This window comes from Sporolactobacillus laevolacticus DSM 442, from assembly GCF_000497245.1.
Lineage (GTDB): Bacteria > Bacillota > Bacilli > Bacillales > Sporolactobacillaceae > Sporolactobacillus > Sporolactobacillus laevolacticus.
Genome location: NZ_AWTC01000008.1, coordinates 198419 through 219540, shown reverse-complemented (window position 1 = coordinate 219540; position 21122 = coordinate 198419). Strand labels below are relative to the sequence as shown.

The 21122-nt window shown below is 40.9% G+C and carries 14 protein-coding genes and 1 pseudogene; 8 read left to right on the top strand and 7 right to left on the bottom strand.

Annotation, left to right across the window (positions count from 1 at the left end; genetic code table 11):
* Positions 1-179 precede the first annotated feature (179 nt).
* Together P343_RS28410 and P343_RS28400 are read left to right on the top strand one after the other, a co-directional pair.
* On the top strand, positions 180-1709 hold the full coding sequence (locus P343_RS28410) for a DUF4209 domain-containing protein (protein ID WP_031263954.1): 1530 nt from the start codon (positions 180-182) through the stop codon (positions 1707-1709).
* 519 nt (positions 1710-2228) lie between these two features.
* Positions 2229-2735, top strand: coding sequence for a GNAT family N-acetyltransferase (locus P343_RS28400; protein ID WP_023510229.1), 507 nt, complete (start codon positions 2229-2231; stop codon positions 2733-2735).
* A 557-nt stretch (positions 2736-3292) separates the two neighbouring features.
* On the opposite strand, the gene P343_RS28390 is transcribed toward P343_RS28400, so the two are convergent.
* On the bottom strand, positions 3293-3883 hold the full coding sequence (locus tag P343_RS28390; protein WP_023510227.1) for a TetR/AcrR family transcriptional regulator: 591 nt from the start codon (positions 3881-3883) through the stop codon (positions 3293-3295).
* Between the two features lie 216 nt (positions 3884-4099).
* Between P343_RS28390 and P343_RS28385 the strand changes: the two genes are divergently transcribed.
* From P343_RS28385 to P343_RS28375, 3 genes are all read left to right on the top strand, one after another.
* On the top strand, positions 4100-4837 hold the full coding sequence (locus tag P343_RS28385; RefSeq protein WP_023510226.1) for an SDR family oxidoreductase: 738 nt from the start codon (positions 4100-4102) through the stop codon (positions 4835-4837).
* Positions 4838-5439: 602 nt separating this feature from the next.
* Positions 5440-6486 (top strand): alpha/beta hydrolase, encoded by a 1047-nt coding sequence (locus tag P343_RS28380; protein ID WP_236620347.1) that lies wholly within the window; start codon positions 5440-5442, stop codon positions 6484-6486.
* 57 nt (positions 6487-6543) lie between these two features.
* A complete protein-coding gene (locus tag P343_RS28375; RefSeq protein WP_023510224.1) occupies positions 6544-7017 on the top strand; it encodes a hypothetical protein in 474 nt (157 codons plus the stop codon).
* 150 nt (positions 7018-7167) lie between these two features.
* Here P343_RS28375 and P343_RS28370 read toward each other — a convergent pair.
* Positions 7168-7529 (bottom strand): annotated as a pseudogene (locus P343_RS28370) (4Fe-4S single cluster domain-containing protein); the annotation flags it as partial.
* A 651-nt stretch (positions 7530-8180) separates the two neighbouring features.
* Between P343_RS28370 and P343_RS28365 the strand changes: the two are divergent.
* Complete coding sequence (locus P343_RS28365) at positions 8181-8687, top strand: alpha-helical endospore appendage domain-containing protein (RefSeq protein WP_023510223.1); 507 nt, start codon at positions 8181-8183, stop codon at positions 8685-8687.
* A 97-nt stretch (positions 8688-8784) separates the two neighbouring features.
* On the opposite strand, the gene P343_RS28360 is transcribed toward P343_RS28365, so the two are convergent.
* The 4 genes from P343_RS28360 to nrdD all read right to left on the bottom strand — a co-directional run bounded on the left by P343_RS28360 (position 8785) and on the right by nrdD (position 12452).
* Complete coding sequence (locus P343_RS28360; protein ID WP_023510222.1) at positions 8785-9087, bottom strand: hypothetical protein; 303 nt, start codon at positions 9085-9087, stop codon at positions 8785-8787.
* Entirely contained in the window at positions 9074-9400 is a 327-nt protein-coding gene (locus P343_RS0118845; RefSeq protein ID WP_023510221.1) for an alpha-helical endospore appendage domain-containing protein, read from the bottom strand. The genes P343_RS28360 and P343_RS0118845 overlap by 14 nt, the downstream gene beginning before the upstream one ends.
* 238 nt (positions 9401-9638) lie before the next feature.
* A complete protein-coding gene (nrdG, locus tag P343_RS28355) occupies positions 9639-10229 on the bottom strand; it encodes an anaerobic ribonucleoside-triphosphate reductase activating protein (RefSeq protein ID WP_023510220.1) in 591 nt (196 codons plus the stop codon).
* A 15-nt stretch (positions 10230-10244) separates the two neighbouring features.
* Positions 10245-12452 carry an anaerobic ribonucleoside-triphosphate reductase gene (nrdD, locus tag P343_RS28350; RefSeq protein WP_023510219.1) on the bottom strand — a complete coding sequence of 736 codons (2208 nt, stop codon included), beginning with the start codon at positions 12450-12452 and terminating at the stop codon, positions 10245-10247.
* 408 nt (positions 12453-12860) lie between these two features.
* Here nrdD and P343_RS28345 point away from each other — a divergent pair, with 408 nt between their 5' ends.
* Together P343_RS28345 and P343_RS28340 are read left to right on the top strand one after the other, a co-directional pair.
* Positions 12861-14165 carry an L-cysteine desulfidase family protein gene (locus P343_RS28345; protein ID WP_023510218.1) on the top strand — a complete coding sequence of 435 codons (1305 nt, stop codon included), beginning with the start codon at positions 12861-12863 and terminating at the stop codon, positions 14163-14165.
* A gap of 358 nt (positions 14166-14523) precedes the next feature.
* Positions 14524-15987, top strand: coding sequence for a protein adenylyltransferase SelO (locus tag P343_RS28340; protein WP_031263950.1), 1464 nt, complete (start codon positions 14524-14526; stop codon positions 15985-15987).
* Between the two features lie 104 nt (positions 15988-16091).
* On the opposite strand, the gene P343_RS28335 is transcribed toward P343_RS28340, so the two are convergent.
* Positions 16092-20864, bottom strand: coding sequence for a bifunctional glycosyltransferase/CDP-glycerol:glycerophosphate glycerophosphotransferase (locus P343_RS28335; RefSeq protein ID WP_023510216.1), 4773 nt, complete (start codon positions 20862-20864; stop codon positions 16092-16094).
* Between the last annotated feature and the right edge of the window lie 258 nt (positions 20865-21122).

The window sequence follows — 21122 nt, the reverse complement described above, 5'->3', positions numbered from 1 at the left end:
TCTAACTTAACTTATTGAGGGTGAGGCGAAAAAGAGTGACTTATTCGAATTTTGTATCTATATACTATTAGAACGGGTAACGCCGTTAGTTTATTGATACGCTAATCTTGATATAAGGAAATACGTATCTATTCCAAATTATTAAGAAAGCAGTGATTCCCTTGTTTGAGAAATATTCCGTGAAAAATTACGGAATTAACGATTTGGCAACAGGGATGCAATTTAAAAACTTGCTCGAAGACTTGAAAAGTGGACGTGATGAATTCTATGAATCAGTGTTGTCTGTTGTGCAGAAAGAGCCTACATCTATATTAGATTATGAATCATTACTAAAAATTAAAGTTGTTTTCGAGTATAGAGAACTGATAAAGTTTATATCCAATGAAGAATTAAAAAAAAACTTAATAGAATTTTATACAGAACCTCGTATTCAGAAAATTAGCAATAACGAATTAAAAGCACCGATAATAAGGTTCATTAATTTGCATGCTACTGAAATTTTTTCGAACGATGATTATGATATAAAAAATGAAACTTTAAAATTGTGCGTTACATATACAAAAGGGATTCAATGTTGGAACGAAATCATTAATACCACTGATGACTTTTTGCTCCGAAGTCATTTTGATAGCATATTTGAAGCATTGAAGTCCACAAAAATAAAAGTCGAGTTGGTAAAAAAAGTACTTTTCCCCTTGTCCATAAGGGACTTTGATCAACAGATTGAAATCACTATGCGAATAGAAATGGTTTTTGAGGAAGAATACAAGAAATTTAAAGAAGAAATAATCTTGTTTTTAGATTCCGCTGAATTTAAAGCGGCAAATAACATTGTTCAAATCAAATTTATGAAGGATGTGTTAGGATATCGTATTTTAGGATTAAAAGGAGAGATATTCATAAAAGAAAGGCTTAATGCCGCAGAGGAAATTCTAAATAAATCAAAAGGCGGATATCAAACGGTCACTAACTCTGAAAAATATGCAGAGTTGGAAACAATTTGTAAGGATTTTAGTGACAAGTTTTATTTTTTAACGTATATAGAGCTTTTTTCTATTTATCAATTTATGCAATACGAAAGTAAAGATGTTAGCATGCTGGATTTCGTAACAAATATAGATTTAGGCACAAATCATGGAAAATACAGCAGGGGATCATTCTTTGTTAAATTTAGAAAATGTAAGACGCAGTTTATTCTAAATACGATGTACTTAATGGGAAAATATAAAGCTAATTTTTGGCAAGAACTAATAATGTATGCTGAGAAAGTACAAGATTTTACTGGAATTTCACCATTTTTGAAAGCACATTTGACATTGGTTGAAAGATTACTCAATGAAAAGGATTATTTTTCAGGGAGCCTAAGCATGTCCTTGATAATAGAAAGATTTCTTCGAGAGATCTATTTAAAATTAACTTATGATGTTGTAGGAATCTTTAAGGAGGCTAGGTTCACTTTAGGCGACTTGTTAAGATTCGACCTAAATACAAGTAATAACAAACTTAGATTATTATTTTCAAAAGAAGAACTTGAAACCATGGACTATTTTCTAACCAATAATGATTATGGTATGAACATGAGAAATAATTTAGCGCATTATAACATCAATGCGGAAGATGTAGATATAACATACTTTTCAATTTTAATGCACATTTTTATCTTCATTCTCGTGAAGATTGATTACCAAGGATTAGTTTTTGAAAAATAAAGAATCACTCACTTAAACTATTACGGAGAACCAGTGAAAACAGAAGTAAGTAACTATTTATTGTTTGTGAGGTAGTTATGGAAAAAATATATAATATTTATAGAGCTCTCCTTGGTGAGTTCAATAATGATACACAAAATCAAAATTTAACATTTGCAGTTACAATTACGGCAGGACTGTTAACAGTAAGTGCCCTTGTAACCATATTTATTTCACTGAACAAGCAACATCTAATACAAAAATGCAAAGAGCTTTCGTGGCAAATGGAATGGCTTACAATAAGTATGATTGATAAGAAATGCACCTATGTGAGAACGATTATTTTACGCCCGTAACTATTACCCAAAGTGAGCTTTCCGATGACAGTTTGGACAAAGAGATAGTAAAGGCTAAGAACTTTATGGTTCAAAGCAATGTAACACATTCATATATCAAAGTAAAAGATTTAAAGAATAGAGAGCCAATGTATTTATAACATGTGTGATTTTAAGAGATATTTATATAACGGAGGGTAATATAATGATTAAACAAGCTGATGAAGATGATATACCAGTTATTGAAGAAATACTATTGGACGCAGTTAACTGGTTGTCTAAAAGTGGAATGCAAAACACATGGAATGAGTCAAATGTCAAGTGGACTGCTCTTTCAAACTCCTTCAAAATAAATAACTTCTATATTGCATATCAAAATGAATTGCCAACGGCTTGTATGGCTTTAACAGATTTTGATCCAACCTTTTGGCCTAACATTCCAAAAGGGGAATCTTTATATTTGCATAAGGTTGCTGTTAAACGTGCGTTTGCAGGAAAAGGATTTACAAAAGAATTAATCGATTTTGCAAAAAGTGTAGCTCAGAGTCATTGCATTAATACAATTCGCCTAAATTGTAATCAGCATCGAAATAAATTAAGGAAAGTATATGAAAATGAAGGATTTATGTGTGTGGAAGAGAAAACTTTTTTTGAAAATCATGATACTGCTTTATATTTGTGCAATGTGAGAAATACTACCCCTATGTTATAATCATGATACTGGTGTTAATTTACTACACAATCTTCTTATATTGAGCATTATAGGTGGACAATCCCACCTATTTTTTTGGTGGCTATATTTCAACACTATAAAACATAGCCTAATATAAAAACCTCACTTACACTCATTACGGAGAACCGTATCATAAGTAACGGTAAACTTATTGAAAGTTGGAGATAAAATACAGAAAATAATAAGTTTGGGTGGGCAACAATACACTTATTTTTGATAATTGGAATTTGAGCCACTCCGATTACGTCATCGTGAGCCACTCTTGACTTATAAATTGGAAATTCTGAGAATGTCTTGACATGAAGCCTCTAGAGGCAGACCGCTCTCGAAAAGCGTCGCACGAAGGTTTTTCGAGCGGCGCCGGAAACGGCTGGCAAAGGCGGCATCCCGACCTATTTATTCATCGAAACCGCAGAGCCGACATGGGGTTGGAATGCTTTTTTAGTTTTCAAGTTTTAGTTACTAATGCAACAGCAGACCTTCGGAAGGGCGATTTCTTTTTCGCTGGCTTCTGAAGGTCTTTTTTTAATCTTTGTTCATGGGCGCTTCATGATGTTTGGATATATCTGACTTTTTTCAAATAATTTCCTGACCTGATCGGCCATAAAATTCGTGGAATACGGCATTTGATGACGAATCCACCACTCCACAATCCCGATAAAAGCAGAAGCCATGAATTGAGCGTTTAGCTCACTCTCGACATCGGATTTATTACCCAGTTTATTCATTTTTTCCATAAGACTGACGGAGATAAAATGCTGTAGACGGTCCCGGAAAACAAAGACTCTTTGATTAGAGAACATAGAAGAAAAGAACGGAAAGTTGTCCTTTAAATAATCAAAAAACGGTTTTGACTCATGTATGAGCTCTTGATTAACTTCATCGACTTCCCGGTTCTTGCACAGCGAAATTAATTCGTTAATGCGCTCTTCAATGCATTTGTCCAAGAGATCGTATTTGTCAGCGTAATGCAGATAAATGGTTCCACGGTTAACATTGGCGCGCTCTGCGATATCGTTAATCGTAATTTCTCCAAAATCTTTTTCCGAGAACAGCTCCAAAAAGGACTTCGTAATGGATTGTTTTGTTCGGAGAATGCGGCGGTCGATTTTTACGGCATGTTCCATTGCATTCGTTACCTCCTTAAGATTATCAACAATACCGAACGTACTGTTGTATATCAAACAAATACGCATCAATTAACCATTGAGTATTCGGGGCTACTATCTATAATATTAATCAACGGACGTCATATAATCAACACACGTTGTATATCGTATGTTCGTTTAATTTCATCATTCCCATATAAGTATCACAATTTATAAGCAAAGGAGCAGTAACTCATGGAAAATATTCGAAACAAAGTGATCATTATAACAGGAGCCTCCAGCGGCATAGGAGAAGCAACTGCGAAGTTTCTGGCCCAAAACGGTGCGAAGGTAGTATTGGCTGCCAGAAGAGAAGAACGCCTGCATGCAATAGTTGATGAAATAAAACAGGGTGGTGGTGACGCCTTTTCTGTAAAAGCGGATGTCGTTTCTGCCGAAGAAATGCAGAATTTGGCCAAATTTACCTTGAATACGTATGGCCGAATTGATGTATTAATCAACAATGCAGGCATTATGCCCAATTCCAAACTGTATGAACTAAGAGTTGAAGAATGGGATCAAATGATCGATGTGAATATCAAAGGTGTTCTGTATGGCATCGCAGCCGTATTACCAGCCATGCGGGAACAGCAATCTGGTCATATTATCAACCTCTCTTCTACAGCCGGTTATCATGTGGACGCGAGATCGGCCGTCTACTCGGCCACTAAGTTCGCTGTGAGGGCCATTTCAGAAGGGCTGCGCTTGGAAGAGTCCTTGACTTCGCACATACGGTCTACCTTGATTGCTCCAGGGCTGACAAAAACCGAACTGCTCGATCACATAACGAGCCCAGAAGGGCAGACGATAGCCCGTCAAGTTAAAGGCATGGGCATTTCTCCTTACAGTATTGCCACAGCCATTGCTTTTTCCATAAATGAACCTGATGACACCCTGGTTAGCGAAATTATGGTTAGACCAACCGTACTTTGAACATTACCTTCATCAAAATGTCTGCTTAATAGTGTCCTTAACTTATTAGATCAGGATTCTGCTGCTAATGAATTGGAGGAATGTATTGTTTCCTCCGTACACGAGGATGTGTCTAATTGTTTATCTAAATTACCAACAGATATAGCAGAGCTTATCTTCATCTATAAGCTCTGCTATATCTGTTACATTTTTGAACGATGAAACTCAAAGAAAAGGTATTAAAATGAATAAATAAGTTTATTATGAGTTGTGCTCAACAACAAGCCAATCGAAATCCTCTGAAAACCAATGTTTTGCCGTAACCAGCTCTTGGCTAAGCATAATCGAAGAAATTCCGCAAGAAATGATAAATCGATTATATTATTATTCAAAACAAAATCAGCTCTTTGATCTGCCTAAAAAATTGAATACTCTTGCAGAAAATTAATATTTGAAACCCTCACTTTAACCCATTACGGAGAACCATACCATAAATGAAGAATTGCCTGAATGCATCCTAATTGAACTTTTTCATTGATTGTTAGCAGGTCGCAACGATTCCCTTTTAAAAAATTATAATTTAAAATTCAAAGAGAAGAGACCTTTTGAAGGGAAGCGGCACCATGCGATCAGTAAGAAGTCAATCCTATGATTCAAAAGCGAAAACAAAAAACAAGTCTAAAAAAATGAGAAACCAAATTCTAATAGCGACTGCTGCACTGACGACTGTGGCTGTTGCTTTCAAAGTGACGGAGCGTATGATTGGTAATTATTTTTACCGTCTTGCTATTGCTCGAGAGGACTCGCCTCATCGGAAGAATCTTGATCCAGCGGTATCGACGGACAAGATTTCCCTTAAAATGCAGGAGCGGATTAATGAACGAAAAGCCGTCAAAGAACACTTTCTGAAACAATGTCCGCCGACGGATGTTTTTATGCATGCATTTGATGGTCTAAAGCTTCATGCCTACCGTTTCGTCCCTCATCCTGACAAGCATCGTTGGATCGTCCTTTTGCATGGTTATATGGATGAAGCTTCATACATGTTCTATTACGCATCTGTTTTTGCCGATCACAATTTTAACGCGCTTGTACCGGATTTGCGCGGCGCGGGACAAAGCGAGGGCGATTACATCGGTATGGGCTGGAATGACCGGCTCGATGTGGTTGGTTGGGTAAATCAGATTAAAAAGTGGGATTCTCAAGCTCGGATTGTCATTCTCGGTGTTTCGATGGGTGGTGCAACGGCGATGATGACGGCAGGTGAAGAGCTTCCTGATCATGTGGCTTGTATTGTCGAAGATTGCGGTTATACGTCGGTGGCGGATGAATTCGCTTATGAATTACGTAACCTTTTTCGATTGCCATCCTTCCCTGTATTGCGTTTTGCTGATCGGGTGACCCGATCACGGGCAGGCTATGGTATTTTTGCAGCCTCGGCCGTTGAACAATTGAAAAAGGCAAAAGTACCGATCTTGTTCATTCACGGCGAAAAGGACACGTTTGTTCCAACGAGCATGGTGCATCGCGTTTACGAAGCCGCAGCTGGAGAAAAAGAGCTTTTACTTGTAAAGAATGCCACGCATGCCGCTTCTTCGCTTGCCGAACCGGACTTATACTTTTCAACAATTTTTCGCTTTCTTGAGAAACATATGAGTATCGGTAAATGAAGCACCTCGCTACATTGAACAAAAAGTCTATTACTTTCTAAAAAAGGAGAACAGAATATGACTCCAATCGTTCAATCGTTTATTCTAGGCGATTTAATTTTTCCGGTTTTTATGTTTCCGCTATTTCCCACGCTTTTTGCCCTTGCTGCCTTGTTAAATCTACCGATCGATGCACTGGTTCAGTTTGTGGTCCTGCGATTCATGCATGTGAAACTCGAACGAGAAAAATGGTTTCATTTACTTTTGAAATTATGGGGAATTGGTTTGCTGGCAGATGTGATAGGCTCGATTTTATTAACTGGGATTATGTTTACCGGCCTTCATTTCGATCCATATGATTTTTACACCTCTTTGTTCAGCACCTCGATTTTCTTCACGGCTATTCTGCTTTCCGCATTGGTCATTTACGCATTTGATTTCCGTGTGCTTAAAAAGTCGTGCTCATTGCGGCAGGCAAAACGGATTGCCTTGGCATTCGCTATTTTCACTGCACCTTATACGTTCCTAATATCGACCTCTTGGGTGATGTGAGTTTTGGCGGTATCTTTTTCCAAAAACAATTTACTTATAACTCGCTATTAATTTAAGTGATTGTGATTTAGTCTTAATTGATGCTGAAATCAAAAACATCCCGCATTATTTTGCGGGATGCTGCGTATCAATATACTTTTTTCAAGTCAGTTAGTTCACAAGCCGTTCCCAAATCACGACCTGTCCTTTTGCCAAGGAATTTTGGACATGAATAATCCGTTGATTGCTGCTGCCGCGAAATTGCAAGGTTAAGTCTTTCTTTGCTAACTCAAAGCGGCCATCGACAAGAATGTCGATTTTGGAAAGCAACTCCTTTTTGTCCGTGGAATCCTGTTGCAGTTCTTCCCACGTATACCCCGTCCATGGCCAAATATCTTTGGTGTGACCGAAGTCCTTTCGGAGCCGATTCACCAGCGAGAGGCAAACATCGGTAAAGGTTCACCGCCGAGAAGCGTCAGCCCATGGACAAAAGACTGGCCAATATCTTTGATGATTTGGTCTTCCAATTCTCTCTGCATTTAAATCACTTTATTTTCAATTTATGTGAAAGGCGTAGAAACGTCCCGAAAAAATCAATGCGCGAGAGATCTTTGGACACTGGGAGCTGGATACAATCGTTTCCTCTCGTGGGAAAGCAAAGGAATGACTAGCTACCTTTATCGAGCGAAAAACACGTTTCTATCAAGCCGTGCTGATTCCAAGTTGAACGGCGAAAGACTTGAATGGGGCAGTACAAAACACTGCATGCTTTCCTAACCTAGCCCTTAATACGACCACAGTCGACCGAGGCAAGGAATTTCGAAGAGCGACACACTAGAAAAAAGGCCTTGGATTTACCGAATCCGTACACCTCCTTGCAGCGAGGGTCGAACGAAAACCATAATGGTCTATTGCGCGAATGTTTCCCAAAGGGCATTTTGTTTTCTCAAGTAACCCAAAAGGAAGTTGATCGGGCTGTGCGATTGATTAATCAACCTCCCCGCATGTATTTAAACTGGAAAACAGCACAGGAATCATCTCAGGATGAGTTGTTGCACTTGGCTTGACAAATCGCCAGATCAAAAAAATAGACACTTTCAAGCGTTAATTCGTCCACTCAAATTTGTTGTAGCTTCCATATAAATAGAATTGTAACAAACAATTTCTATATGGAGGTATCATTTATGACCCAGACAATACTTCAAGGTTTAATTGCAATCGTGAACTCGATTGCAAACGAAGAAAATGATTTGGCGAAACTGATTGGTGCTGAGGCAACCAAAGTGAACGTTTTTGTCAATGGCAATCCGGGCTTCAATGATGTCATTGCTTTGAACAAAAATGTGGAACAAACGCTGCGCACGATTGTTAAAAAGAACTTAGTTCTTGAAACGAAACTACAAGACGCACTGGAAGCTCTTCCGAGTGGGACACCAGATCCAGCTCTTTTGGCAGCACTTGGAGGCGTACTGACCTCGATTGCAAACGAAGAAAATGCGCTAGGTGATCTAATTAATGCAGAAGCAAATAAAGTTATCTTTGTTGCTACTAAATTCCCCACCAATCTTAATGCGTTGACTGGCGTAAACAACAGCGTAGAAAAGACACTTCGTACCATCATCAAGAAAGAAATTGTCCTGGAAACCAAACTGCAAGATGTGCTCGATTTTATAAAGAACCATTCATCCTAATGGGTTTGAAAAGAGCAAATGAGCCTATGTGTGGCTCTGAATGGTGAGACTCATGACACGGTCCTCAATAGTTTTACAGAAGAAAACAAGTCCTGAATTATGGCCTTGTTTTCTCTTCTAAATTGTGGGAAACATAAAAATAACTCATTTCCTTGTTATGAAGCCGTTTTGTATTCCTCAGGCTCTGTTTAATGGACCTTGAAAACATTTGATTCAGTGTCATCAGAGAGCGTGAAAAACCTTGTTCTTGCTCTCTCTGTTCAGTAGCAGAAAGAAGAGTGTAGATGGCTTCTTCGAAATCATCAAGAGATTTTTGGACTTCAACCATGGCAAACCATAGAGTGGTTTCCGGATCTAATATATATCTTTTGGGGGTTTCCTTATGGTTAGTCATCATCATGCTCACTATCTTTTCGTGTGCATTCCCCGTCCTTGTGTTTCTCGCATTTTTCACCCAACTCGATAAGAAGCATCGTATCCTCCAGCTTTTTGATCAAAATCCATTCCTTAAATAAAATGGTTTCAAGCAAACGGGCGACACCTTGGTTGAAACTAATAATCTCTCGGTTAGTAGGCTTTGTCGGGAAATCCAAATGTTTTCCGGAGAATGCCTGAATCTTTTTTGCTTCCGCCTCAATGAGTTTGCCAAGTGCCTCTTCTTCTGTCGCAATACTTTCGAAGAGTACGCCCGCCTCTTCATCAAAATGATGCATGTCATCTTCCTCCTTTCCCGATTATTTTATACTTCAGACAAGCATACGGTTACATTTTTGGGTTACTAAACCATCCGAGGATCAGCTAATTCTTTCAAGATGATTGTCTTGGAAATAATCATTATTTTATAAGTAAAAAATCGTCCGGGCAGAAAAAACGCGGACGATTTAATGTATAATAGCAGGCTCTTCCAAAATTATCACTTAAAGCCTGTTAGATGGAAATCTAGAAATTACACTATTTAATGAGACGATCCCAAATCACGACCTGTCCTTTTGCCAAGGAATTTTGGACATCAATAATCCGTTGATTGCTGCTGCCGCGAAATTGCAAGGTTAAGTCTTTCTTTGCTAACTCAAAGCGGCCATCGACAAGAATGTCGATTTTGGAAAGCAACTCCTTTTTGTCCGTGGAATCCTGTTGCAGTTCTTCCCACGTATACCCCGTCCATGACCAAATATCTTTGGTGTGACCGAATTCCTTTCGGAGCCGATTCACCAGCGAGAGGCAAACATCGGTATTCAAAAAAGGTTCACCGCCGAGAAGCGTCAGCCCCTGGACAAAAGACTGGCCAATATCTTTGATGATTTGTTCTTCCAATTCTTGAGTGTATGGTTGGCCGTAACGAAAGTTCTGAGCAGCTTTGTTGTAACAGCCAGGGCAGTCGAAAGGACATCCGCTGACATACAGGCTGCACCGCACGCCTTCGCCATCCACAAAATTGAATGGTTTATAGCTGGCGAAATAGCGCTGACTTAACTTTTCAGCCAGCCAAGTTTTCGGGTTTGGATCTCGTGGTCGTTGCGAGTTTTCTGCCTCCTTAACCATCATAAATCCTCCTGTTTATTGCCGAGCAATCGTGTTATGGTCATTGCCACTCGTTAAATGTTTTACTCGCGATGCGATTTCAACATGGCGGCCGTGGATCATCGGTCGTTGCTGCGGGTTTCCAAGATAGCCGCATGTGCGTTTGACAACGTCACAAGATTGCGGATCGGTGTTGCCGCATTCCGGACATTCAAAACCGCGTTCGGTCGGTGTAAATTCTCCTTTGAATCCGCATTTGAAGCATTGATCGATCGGCGTATTGGTTCCTAGATAACCGACGCGATCATAGGCATAGTCCCAAACCGCTTCCAGAGCCTTCGGATTCTGCTTAAGATTTGGATATTCACAATAGTGAATGAACCCTCCGGCGCAATATGGCGGGAAGTCCTTCTCAAAGTCCAGTTTTTCAAATGGTGTCGGCGCTTTGCGTACATCATAGTGAAAACTATTCGTATAGTATTCTTTGTCGGTAATATCTTTTACCTTGCCGAACTTTTCCGTATCACGGCGGCAGAATGTATCGGTCAGACTTTCACTTGGTGTGCTGTAGACACTAAAGTGATAGCCGTATTCGTCTTCCCAGTCAAGACAATGATCGTAAAGTGCTTTAACCACACTGATGGCAAAATCTTTAGCTTCCTTATTATTTTCCCATGTATTCCCGTAAAAAACGGTGCCGACTTCGTAAAGGCCGATGTAGCCCAGTGAAACCGTGGCGCGTGAATTGTTGAATAGCTTATCGACAGGGTCGGTGCGTTTCAGTCGCTTGCCGAAGGCGCCATATTGGTAAAGGATCGGCGCATTTTCCGGTGTCGCCTGTTTGGCACGCTCCACCTTAAAAACGAGAGCTTCCTTACAAATCTGCAAACGTTCTTCGAGAATATTCCAGAACTTATCTTTGTCGCCTTTTGACTCCATGGCGATCCGTGGCAAATTGACGGTGACTACGCCGAGATTCATGCGTCCGGAATTCACTTCTTTGCCGTTCTCATCTCGCCAGCCTTGTAAAAAGGATCGGCAGCCCATAGGTGCTTTAAAGCTTCCGGTGAGCTCAATAAGCTTGTCATACATCAGGACATCCGGATACATTCGTTTGGTGGCGCACTCTACAGCAAGCTGTTTGATATCGTAATTCGGCTCCTCGGGATTCAGGTTCAGCCCGCGCTTTAAGGTGAACACCAATTTAGGAAAAATCGCGGTACGGTGCTCTTTGCCCAATCCGTCAATGCGGATGCGTAAAATCGCCTTTTGAATGGCGCGTTCGATCCAATTGGTTCCAAGACCGAATCCTAAAGTCGTAAAAGGGGTCTGTCCTTGGGAAGAGTATAAGGTGTTGATCTCATATTCTAAGGCTTGCATGGCATCGTAAATATCTTTTTTTGTCTTTTTCTGCGCGAAAGCCTGCTGCCTTTCTTCGCCTTCCACCCATTCCTTAGCATCAGCCAAGTGTTTGTCATAGTTCTTTTTCGCAAATGGGGCGAGCAGCTCATCCACGCGGTCGGCGGAACATCCGCCGTATTGGCTGGAAGCAACATTTGCGATGATTTGTGCCATCTGTGCCGTAGCTGTTTGGATGGAATGCGGCGGCTCCACATCGGCATTACCGATTTTAAAACCGTGATTGAGCATCTCGTTAAAGTCGATCAAGCAGCAGTTGGTCATCGGACTGTATGGTTGGTAATCCAAATCATGCCAATGGATTTCGCCTTTCAAGTGCGCATTGGTTACTTTCGGCGGAAGCATTTTCAACCCAATTGCCTTGGCGACAGTGCCTGCGGTTAAATCGCGTTGGGTATTAAACACCTGGCTGTCTTTGTTCGCATTTTCGTTCACAATCGTTTTATCTTTATGCAGTAATTTCCGAATTGTAAAATTGATGTCTGTAGCCTGGTTACGCGCGAAATCACGCTGAGTCCGATAATTTATGTACTCTTGAGCAATATCATATTGATGATGGGTCAGCAGCGTTTGTTCGACAATATTTTGAATCTCGTAAATCTTAACGTTCTCGTGAAACCGTGATCCGATTTCAGTGACGACATCATCGGTCATGTCATGGATTAATTGATGCGTCAGCGGATCGATTTCCCCGAGGACAAGTCTTGCAGCCTTTTGCAAAGCAGTTGTGATTTTTTCGGCGTTGAAATCTATAATACGGCCATCGCGCTTCAATACCTTGATAGCCAGCTGATTTGTAGTCGATTTTTGTTGTGTCTCTAGCATGATAAGCAGCCCCCTTGAATCATTACTCACTATCATAGGATATTGATGAAGATGTTTCAATCAATATCTTGATCCTATATAAGGATATATCGTCAAAATGATACTATATATTGAACTATTTGTGTCTAGAATAAGGATAATTTAATTTGTGACAAGCGTGTGAAGAATACGAAGGGGTAGCTCACTTCCAAAATCGTTTTATGAATGAAATGAGATCTTCTTACCCCAATATTATTTGAAGGATTTTAAATAACGTTCACCAGATCCCCGCATCACTTTGTCATTCGATTGACATACTTTTCTATTGAATCTGCTTTGAAAAGGATTAAAAATGAACATAACTATTCTATCGAACTGCGGGAAAAAATCATTATGATGATTTGATTTACTGGGAGGCATTTTCTTACTATGGATCCGAATGACAAAATCTATCAAGACTATTTAAAAATCCTGAAGGAGGAGTTAATTCCAGCCACTGGCTGTACCGAGCCGATAGCTGTTGCCTATGCGGCGGCAAAAGCACGCGAAGTATTGGGGGCATTACCTGAGCAATGCACCATTGCGGCAAGCGCAAATATTATTAAGAACGTCAAGAGCGTGGTAGTACCGAATACGAATGGTTTAAAAGGCATTGCGGCGGCTTGTGCAGCCGGCATTGTCGCAGGGGATGCTTCGAAAAAATTGGAAGTTTTAGCAGACATCGAAGAAGATGCCAAAGCGCGTATGCGGACGTATAGCGACACACATTCCATTACAGTTGTTCCTGCAGATAATGACATTATCTTTTACATTGCTGTAACGGTGAAGAGTGGAGCTGATGAGGCAACGGTTGTCATTGAACAGTTCCATACAAACATCACCAGTGTGACGCGAAACGGAGAAACGTTGTATGAATTATCTTGCGAATCGGGAGAAGACAGCGGATTGACGGATCGGGGTGGTCTCAACGTCCGCGATATTCTCGACTTTTGCGACCACGTCCGGATGGAAGATATTTCAGAAGTGATAGGACGGCAGATTGATTATAATTCAGCGATTTCCGAAGAGGGCCTCAAGAGAAATTATGGAGCCAATATCGGTAAGGTCCTGCTCCGTGCCTACGGGAATGATGTGCGAACTCGCGCTCGGGCAGCCGCTGCAGCAGGGTCGGATGCACGGATGGGCGGCTGCGAAAAGCCGGTAGTCATTGTATCCGGAAGCGGTAATCAAGGGATGACGGCATCCCTTCCTATCATTGAATATGCAAAGGAGTTCGGGGCTACTCGCGAACAACTTTACCGCGCGGTCTGCTTGTCTGACCTGGTCACCATTTACCAGAAAATGGGGATCGGACGACTTTCGGCCTATTGCGGTGCAGTCAGCGCCGGCTGTGGTGCGGGGGCAGGCATCGCCTACCTGAATGGCGGGGATTATGATGTGATTGCTCATACGATCGTCAATTCGGTTGCCATCACTTCGGGGATAATCTGTGATGGCGCGAAGCCTTCCTGCGCGGCCAAAATTTCAGCCGCAGTGGATGCAGGGATCCTCGGTTATCAAATGTATCAAAATGATCAACAATTTTTCAGCGGTGACGGGATTGTAACGAAAGGCGTTGACAACACGATTCATAATGTCGGCGTTCTGGCGAAAGAAGGAATGAGGGAGACGGATCGTGAGATCATTAAAATTATGCTTGAGAAGACCGAGCCGTCAGCCAGCGTAACGAATTAACTTATCCATTACTAATGAAACAAAAGAGGCAGCTTAAAGCCGGAGAGAAAAGGCGCATTTTCTCTTCGGCTTTTCTTTTAAGGGCACGTCATCAAAAATTTCAAACAGATTGACAAGTGTTGCAGCCCAGTCTAGTTCGTCTACTTCATCGCAGAGTATCAAGGCTTTAATTCAATATTTACTCTGCGAAAGTTGAGTTATTCATATTTAAAAAGTAATAAAATGGCGATGTTAAAGAGCGTGGTTTTAGGCCTTAAAACGTATAATAAATGGACATGGGCAGAACTTAAAGGAGGGTGCTTTGTGTTTGTGTTGAACACAAAATGCCATGATCTTGTTTTATATAGGAGAAAAAATGATGACACAAAATAAAGAAACAGGATGGAACTTTGACAACAGTTATGCTCGTCTGCCGAAATTATTTTTTTCCAGCGTTAACCCAACTCCTGTTCGCGCACCTAAGTTGGAGATTCTCAATAATCATTTGGCGTCAATTCTTGGTTTGAGCGTTCAGGAACTACAAAGTGAAGATAGTATCGCTGTATTTGCTGGAAACCGGATACCTGAAGGTGCTTCGCCTCTTGCTCAAGCCTATGCGGGGCATCAATTCGGACATTTTACGATGTTAGGGGACGGACGAGCTGTTCTGTTAGGCGAGCAGATGACGCCCCAAGGTGAGCGATATGATATTCAGCTTAAGGGTCCTGGTAGAACGCCATACTCTCGAGGAGGCGATGGACGCGCGGCACTTGGACCGATGCTGCGTGAATACATCATCAGTGAAGCCATGCATGCATTTGGGATTCCCACCACCCGCAGTCTGGCGGTGGTTTCAACTGGTGAGTCAGTAATCCGGGAAACCGAACGTCCAGGTGCAGTTCTAACCCGTGTGGCTGCCAGCCATCTGCGCGTCGGCACTTTTCAATATGTTGCAGCATGGGGAACAGAAGAGGAACTCAGAATCCTGGCTGACTATACACTAAAGCGTCATTTCCCAAATGTTGAGGCTGATGATCATCGATACCTTCTACTACTTCAAGAAGTAATCAAGCGGCAGGCTGAGCTTATTGCTAAATGGCAGTTGGTTGGCTTTATTCATGGGGTGATGAATACCGACAATATGGCTATTAGTGGAGAAACCATCGATTATGGTCCTTGTGCCTTCATGGATGCCTATGATCCTGCCACGGTATTCAGTTCTATTGACCGTCGAGGCCGTTATGCCTATGGCAATCAGCCAAGTATTGCAGGGTGGAATCTTGCGCGATTTGCTGAAACCCTGCTTCCACTTTTGCATGAAAATCAGGAGCAGGCTGTCGAAATGGCTCAGGAAAAGGTTTTAAACTTTACTACGCTTTACCAAACGAATTGGCGTGCGGGAATGAGAGCAAAACTGGGGTTATTTGCCGAAGAAGAACAGGATGAAGCTCTTTTTGAACGCCTCCTGAGTATGATGAAGAAGTATCATGCAGACTATACCAATACGTTCCGTGCATTAACTTTAAATGCTTTAGATAATGAGGATCTTTTCGAAACCTTAGAATTCGCAGAGTGGCATAAACATTGGCAGGAGAGACTTGGCAAGCAGCAGGAATCGAAAGAAGCTGCGTATGCATTAATGCGGAGTAGCAATCCTGCGATCATCCCAAGGAACCACCGGGTGGAAGAAGCATTAGAAGCCGCAGTGGAAAAAGGAGAGTACCGTGTGATAGAACGGCTATTGGCTGTACTTTCACAACCTTATGCTTACTCCACCGAACAGATTGAATACGCAAAATTGCCTGTGTCAACAACGCCTTATCGAACCTTTTGCGGTACTTGATCTAATCCCCGTATTGATATAGAAAAACATCAACACATAGAAAAAAGACGGCTAACATTCATTTTCTGAATTCTAGCCGTCTTTTTAGATTTTCTTGAGTAACGTTAAGCTTTTGAGTGCGTTTGCCCGTCGGTCTGTGTTGTCACTAATGCGTGATCAGATTCAATGGATTTACTATTTTCCAGCATTGCTTGCACAACTCTCTCTGAAGAGTGACCGTCCTCCCATTGGCAGAAACGATTGTAGAACTCAGGGTATGGATTGTTGCCCGTATAAGCTAATGCCTCTTCCACGGCAGGGAGCAAATGGTCCATGTCTTTGACGATCGGGCCAGGTGCTTCTTTTTCAAAATCAAAATAAAAACCGCGAATTTCATTTGCATAATCATCTAGATCATAGGCATAAAAAACGATTGGTCTTTTTAAATTGGCATAATCAAAGAAAACAGATGAGTAATCAGTGATCAAGCAATCAGAGACTAAATAGAGTTCACGTAAATCCGCATAATCGGATACATTAATCGCAAAATCTTCAAAATCACTGAGATCAATTTGCTCTGCAATAAGGTAGTGCAATCTCAGCAGCAGGACGGTATTTTTCCCGAATTTTTCTCTCATTCGATTTAAGTCCAGCTTCAGGTCAAAGGTATAGTGGCCGATTTTCTTATATTCATTGTCGCGCCACGTTGGTGCGTAGAGAATAACTTTTTTCTCGAGCGGAATTTTAAGCTTCGTTTTAATATGACTGACTTCCTGCGGGCTGTTTTTTTGATAGAGCAGGTCGTTTCTTGGATATCCGGAATTAATCATTTCTCCCTGAACTTCAAATGCTCGATGAAAAATTTCTGAAGAATAAGCGTTAGGTGCAACGCAATAATCCCATTTTCTTGCTTCTTTCGTGAATTGGCTATGATATTTCTCAAGGGTCATACCAGGCATGGTAATATGCTCAATATCTGCACCAAGTGTTTTTAAAGGCGTGCCGTGCCAAGTTTGAACATAAACCGTTCCCTGTGGCTTAGGCAGCCATAATGGCCACCTGCTATTATTCACCCAATACTTTGCCCGTGCCCATTGCCAAAGTCCGCGATATGAGTATTTGGTCACATAGGGGACTTTCTCTTTTTTAAACACATCTTCATAACCCTTTTGTGCATTCCAAATCAAGCGATATTCCGGATGGTTGTCTCGCATGTATTCATAGATTGCCCTTGGGTTGTCTGAATATTGCTGCCCAAAAAAGCTTTCAAATAAAACGGTTTTCCGGCGAGGCAGCTTTCCAATACGTCGGAAGAGAGCAGGATAGATAAAACTTGTTTTTTTCTTCAGGAAATTCCTGAAAAAGGGTTCACCAGGCTGTAATTCGATCATTGGATCAAGTAGCTGCTCAGCCGCTTTTTTCGCAGAATCTCCACGTCCGAACGTGCAAAATTTGTTATAGAACTGTTCATATTTTTGTTCGTATTCCGTTGACTCTGGCAGATTCACTATATGATTGATGATCTTTTCAGTATTTTGGACGATTGGTCCTGGTACAGTTTCTTCGTAATCCAAATACATACCGCGCAAATCATTTCGGTAATAATCAAGATCATAAGCGAAAAACAACATGGGTCTCCTTAGATGTGCATAGTCAAACATAACCGATGAGTAATCGGTAATCATCACGTCCGAAATGAGATACAAGTCTTGGATATCAGGGTAAGACGAAACGTCATAGACAAAGTCTCGATAGTTCTCCACATCAATCCGGCTTGAAATAAAATAGTGGAGACGAAGGAGTACAATGTAATCCGACCCCAATTTGTCTTGTAACTGATCAAAGTTCAGGTGCAAATCAAATGTCTCTTTGCTCCGGAACGTTGGGGCATAGAGGATCACCTTTTTGTCCGCAGGCAAGTCGAGTTTTTTCTTGATGTCGCGAATAGATGAAGGATTATTATTCAGATACAGAACATCATTTCGCGGGAATCCGCATTCGAGCATCTTGTGCTCAAACAAGAATGCTCGCCCTGAGATTTCCGTCATGTAAGGACTTGGCGAAATCAGGTAATCCCATCGTCCCGAACGTTTCAGCAGCGCTCCCTGCTTGCTTCTCGTATTAAACGTAACTTTTTCATCAAGCCCCATCGTCTTCATGAACGTTCCGTGCAAGGTCTGCATTTCAATTTGGCCTTTACGTTTGACGTAAAAGTTAGGGAAATTGGCATTTTCAACAAAATATTTCCCCCGAGCAAGATAATAAAAGTAACGCCAACTGTTCTTTCGCACGGCGATCGCGGGGCTTGTGACCGGCGTGTATTCGTTATTCAAAAACCAAACGTATTTGTACTTGTTGCCATAGGTCTGCCTCATATAATCGTAGATGGCTCTCGGGTTGTCATTGAAAGATCTGCCCCAGAAGCTTTCGAAAACAACAACGTTTTTCTTAATCGGAAGAAGACGCATTAGGGGATAGAGATACCATTTAACGAATTTTCTTCTTCTCGTTGTTTGGTCAACCATTCCCCATGAAATGTTTGTACTAAAGTTAAGCGCATCATGCATGCCATGTTCTGCTGAGAATGAAAGCTTCTTTTTAAATGAATAGCGGAAATTCGAGGTTTCGCTAAGCACTTTTGAAAAAACAACAGGACGTTTTACAGCATATTTTTTTCCTTCATCAGTTATTCCAAGTACTTCTACCGATACATTCCATTTGCCTGCAGTAAACAGTTTGAAATCACCGTTTTGATCTAAAAAGTCAAACCGGATTCTATAATTATTTGATGCGTGTGTGTCAGGAAAATCAACGACAACAGGAGCCCCGTTGTTCTGGGATTCAAAGATAAGACGTTTTTTGTCCGAATTTTTCAGCATTGAACTTAATTCGTCTGGCAAGCTTAGCTCGATGTCCATTGTACTTCCGGAAAGAGACAGATACTGGGCGATCGGATGCCGATCTTTTGATGCGAAAATAGTAATCAAGCCTTCATAATTTTCAAGCCATACATGCCGTTTGTGAAGGGTAAACATTTGACTGCTATTTGTGAAATCAGCATAAGCAGGATAAGGTACGGACTCACCGTGAAGGTGGTAACCGATCAGCCAACCTGTTTGATCAAACACCATTTCTCCCATTTTGTCATTAGGAATAATTAATTCAAATTGGTTTTTTCGAGCATAGTGTATTTCAGGAATAAAGCAAGATAATTCATTTGTTTTTGTGTTGAAATAGCTTAAACAGAGATCAGCAATGTCTTTATTTGTCTGACCGATTATGATTAATTGATTATTTTTGACATAGCCGTCTTTGATTAGAACATCCGGCTTATGAACGTCAATCGCCAGCTCTGAACGTCCATTACGTTTGATTGTCCAAGCCAAGTCTTGTCGAATCCTGAAGCTTGCGTCGGTACCTTGCGCGAGCGGATTTACGAGGCGGACTGTTTTCTTAACACCCTGAGCGATAACCGTTACATAAATGGTCCATCTTCCAGTATCTAAGACATTCAAGCATTCATCGGCATGAAGTTTAAGAGAAAATGATGACCAATTATAGTTGTACACTCTGTGCAATGGATTAATTGGATGGACTTTAACCGTACCCCATTTTCTTGTAATCGCCGAATCTTTAGTGAGCAAAACTGGCAGTTCGAGTTGTTTTTGATTTTCAAGGTTTACCAATGTCGCTGTAATTTTTACTTGCGATTTTCTTCTTGAATCAATGCCTTCGATATAGGCATGACCGGTTATTTCTAAATCCCCTTCATCATTCCATTGCATTTTATGAACTTGGGAGACGGCCTCAAGGGAATCATCGACGCAGACGGGATGCTTTTCAGCAGCTTCCGAAACCGTGAATTTCTTATACCAATGCCCGTTTTCGCAATAAGGCTTAACGTTAAGAGTGTGTCTTCTATTAAGCTTAATCACGCCAATAACGTCTTCCATGGTGTTTTGGAGAACGAATTGATAGGCGAGTGCCTGGCGGGCCGGGATGCTTTTCAGCAGGTCTGGATCTACCTTTGAAAGCTCGTCGGCTAATAACTTCTGGAATTGATTAATATAAACCGAATCGGCGAATTGGAGATCTCTAAGATGAATATAGAAATCGACCATTAAATATTTAATTTGATTGGCTCTACGCATTTCTTCAGACACATGGTGCTCACTCATGAAATCATTGAGCATATGCAGTGCTTTCATCCGGTCTTTAAAGCTGTTTATATTATTTTTTTCTTGTGTAATAGATATGTCATCTTCCCTTATACGCCAGTAGTAGACCGTTTGTTCAATGATGTCTACAGATTCAGCCAGAAAATGGGCCGGAATCGTTACAGGGATATCTTCATAGAGCATACCCTCAGGGAATGCAAGATGATGCTTATTCCAGAATGATCGTTTATACAGTTTATTCCACGATGTTGTATCATAAAGTAATTCGGGATTCTTCGTAATATGTGTTCGTTCTTGCGTGTCAAATATAGCTTTCTTATGCAGCCAGGATTTGATATTTTTCTTTGAATTGAAACGGTTGACCCCTCCCACAATAATATCGGAGTGAGTATGTTCAGCCATCCGGTACATGACTTCGTAAGCATCAAGGCTGAGATAATCATCACTGTCAACAAATGCGATATAGTCTCCTTCAGCGTACTTGATACCCGTGTTTCTAGCGGCACCTAGTCCTTTATTCTCCTGATGAACAACCTGGAAATTGGTGTATTTAGAAGCGTATTCATCCATGATTCGACCAGTTTCCATGTCCGGAGAACCATCATCTACCATAATGACTTGTATCTGTTTAAAACTTTGATTCACTAAGGAATCCAGACATTGTCTGATGTACCTTGCTACATTATAACCGGGCACAATAACACTAATTTTATAATCCATCCATACCTCTTCTTTGACTGTTATTTTTGACCCAGTGTCTGAGTTGTACAGGTATCCTAATTATTAATCGGATCGTTCGTGACTTAGGCGATCTTGTTCTTGGATCAATTAGCGCGTACATTCTCTACTTTGTCGTTAATCTATAATTTCTTCTTCAAATCAAACGCAAAAGGTTCTGTCATAAGACCCCTCTAAGTGTACAAATAATCTTTTGAATTAATCATTAGAGCTTAATTAGAAACTTCTAAGAAAATAATG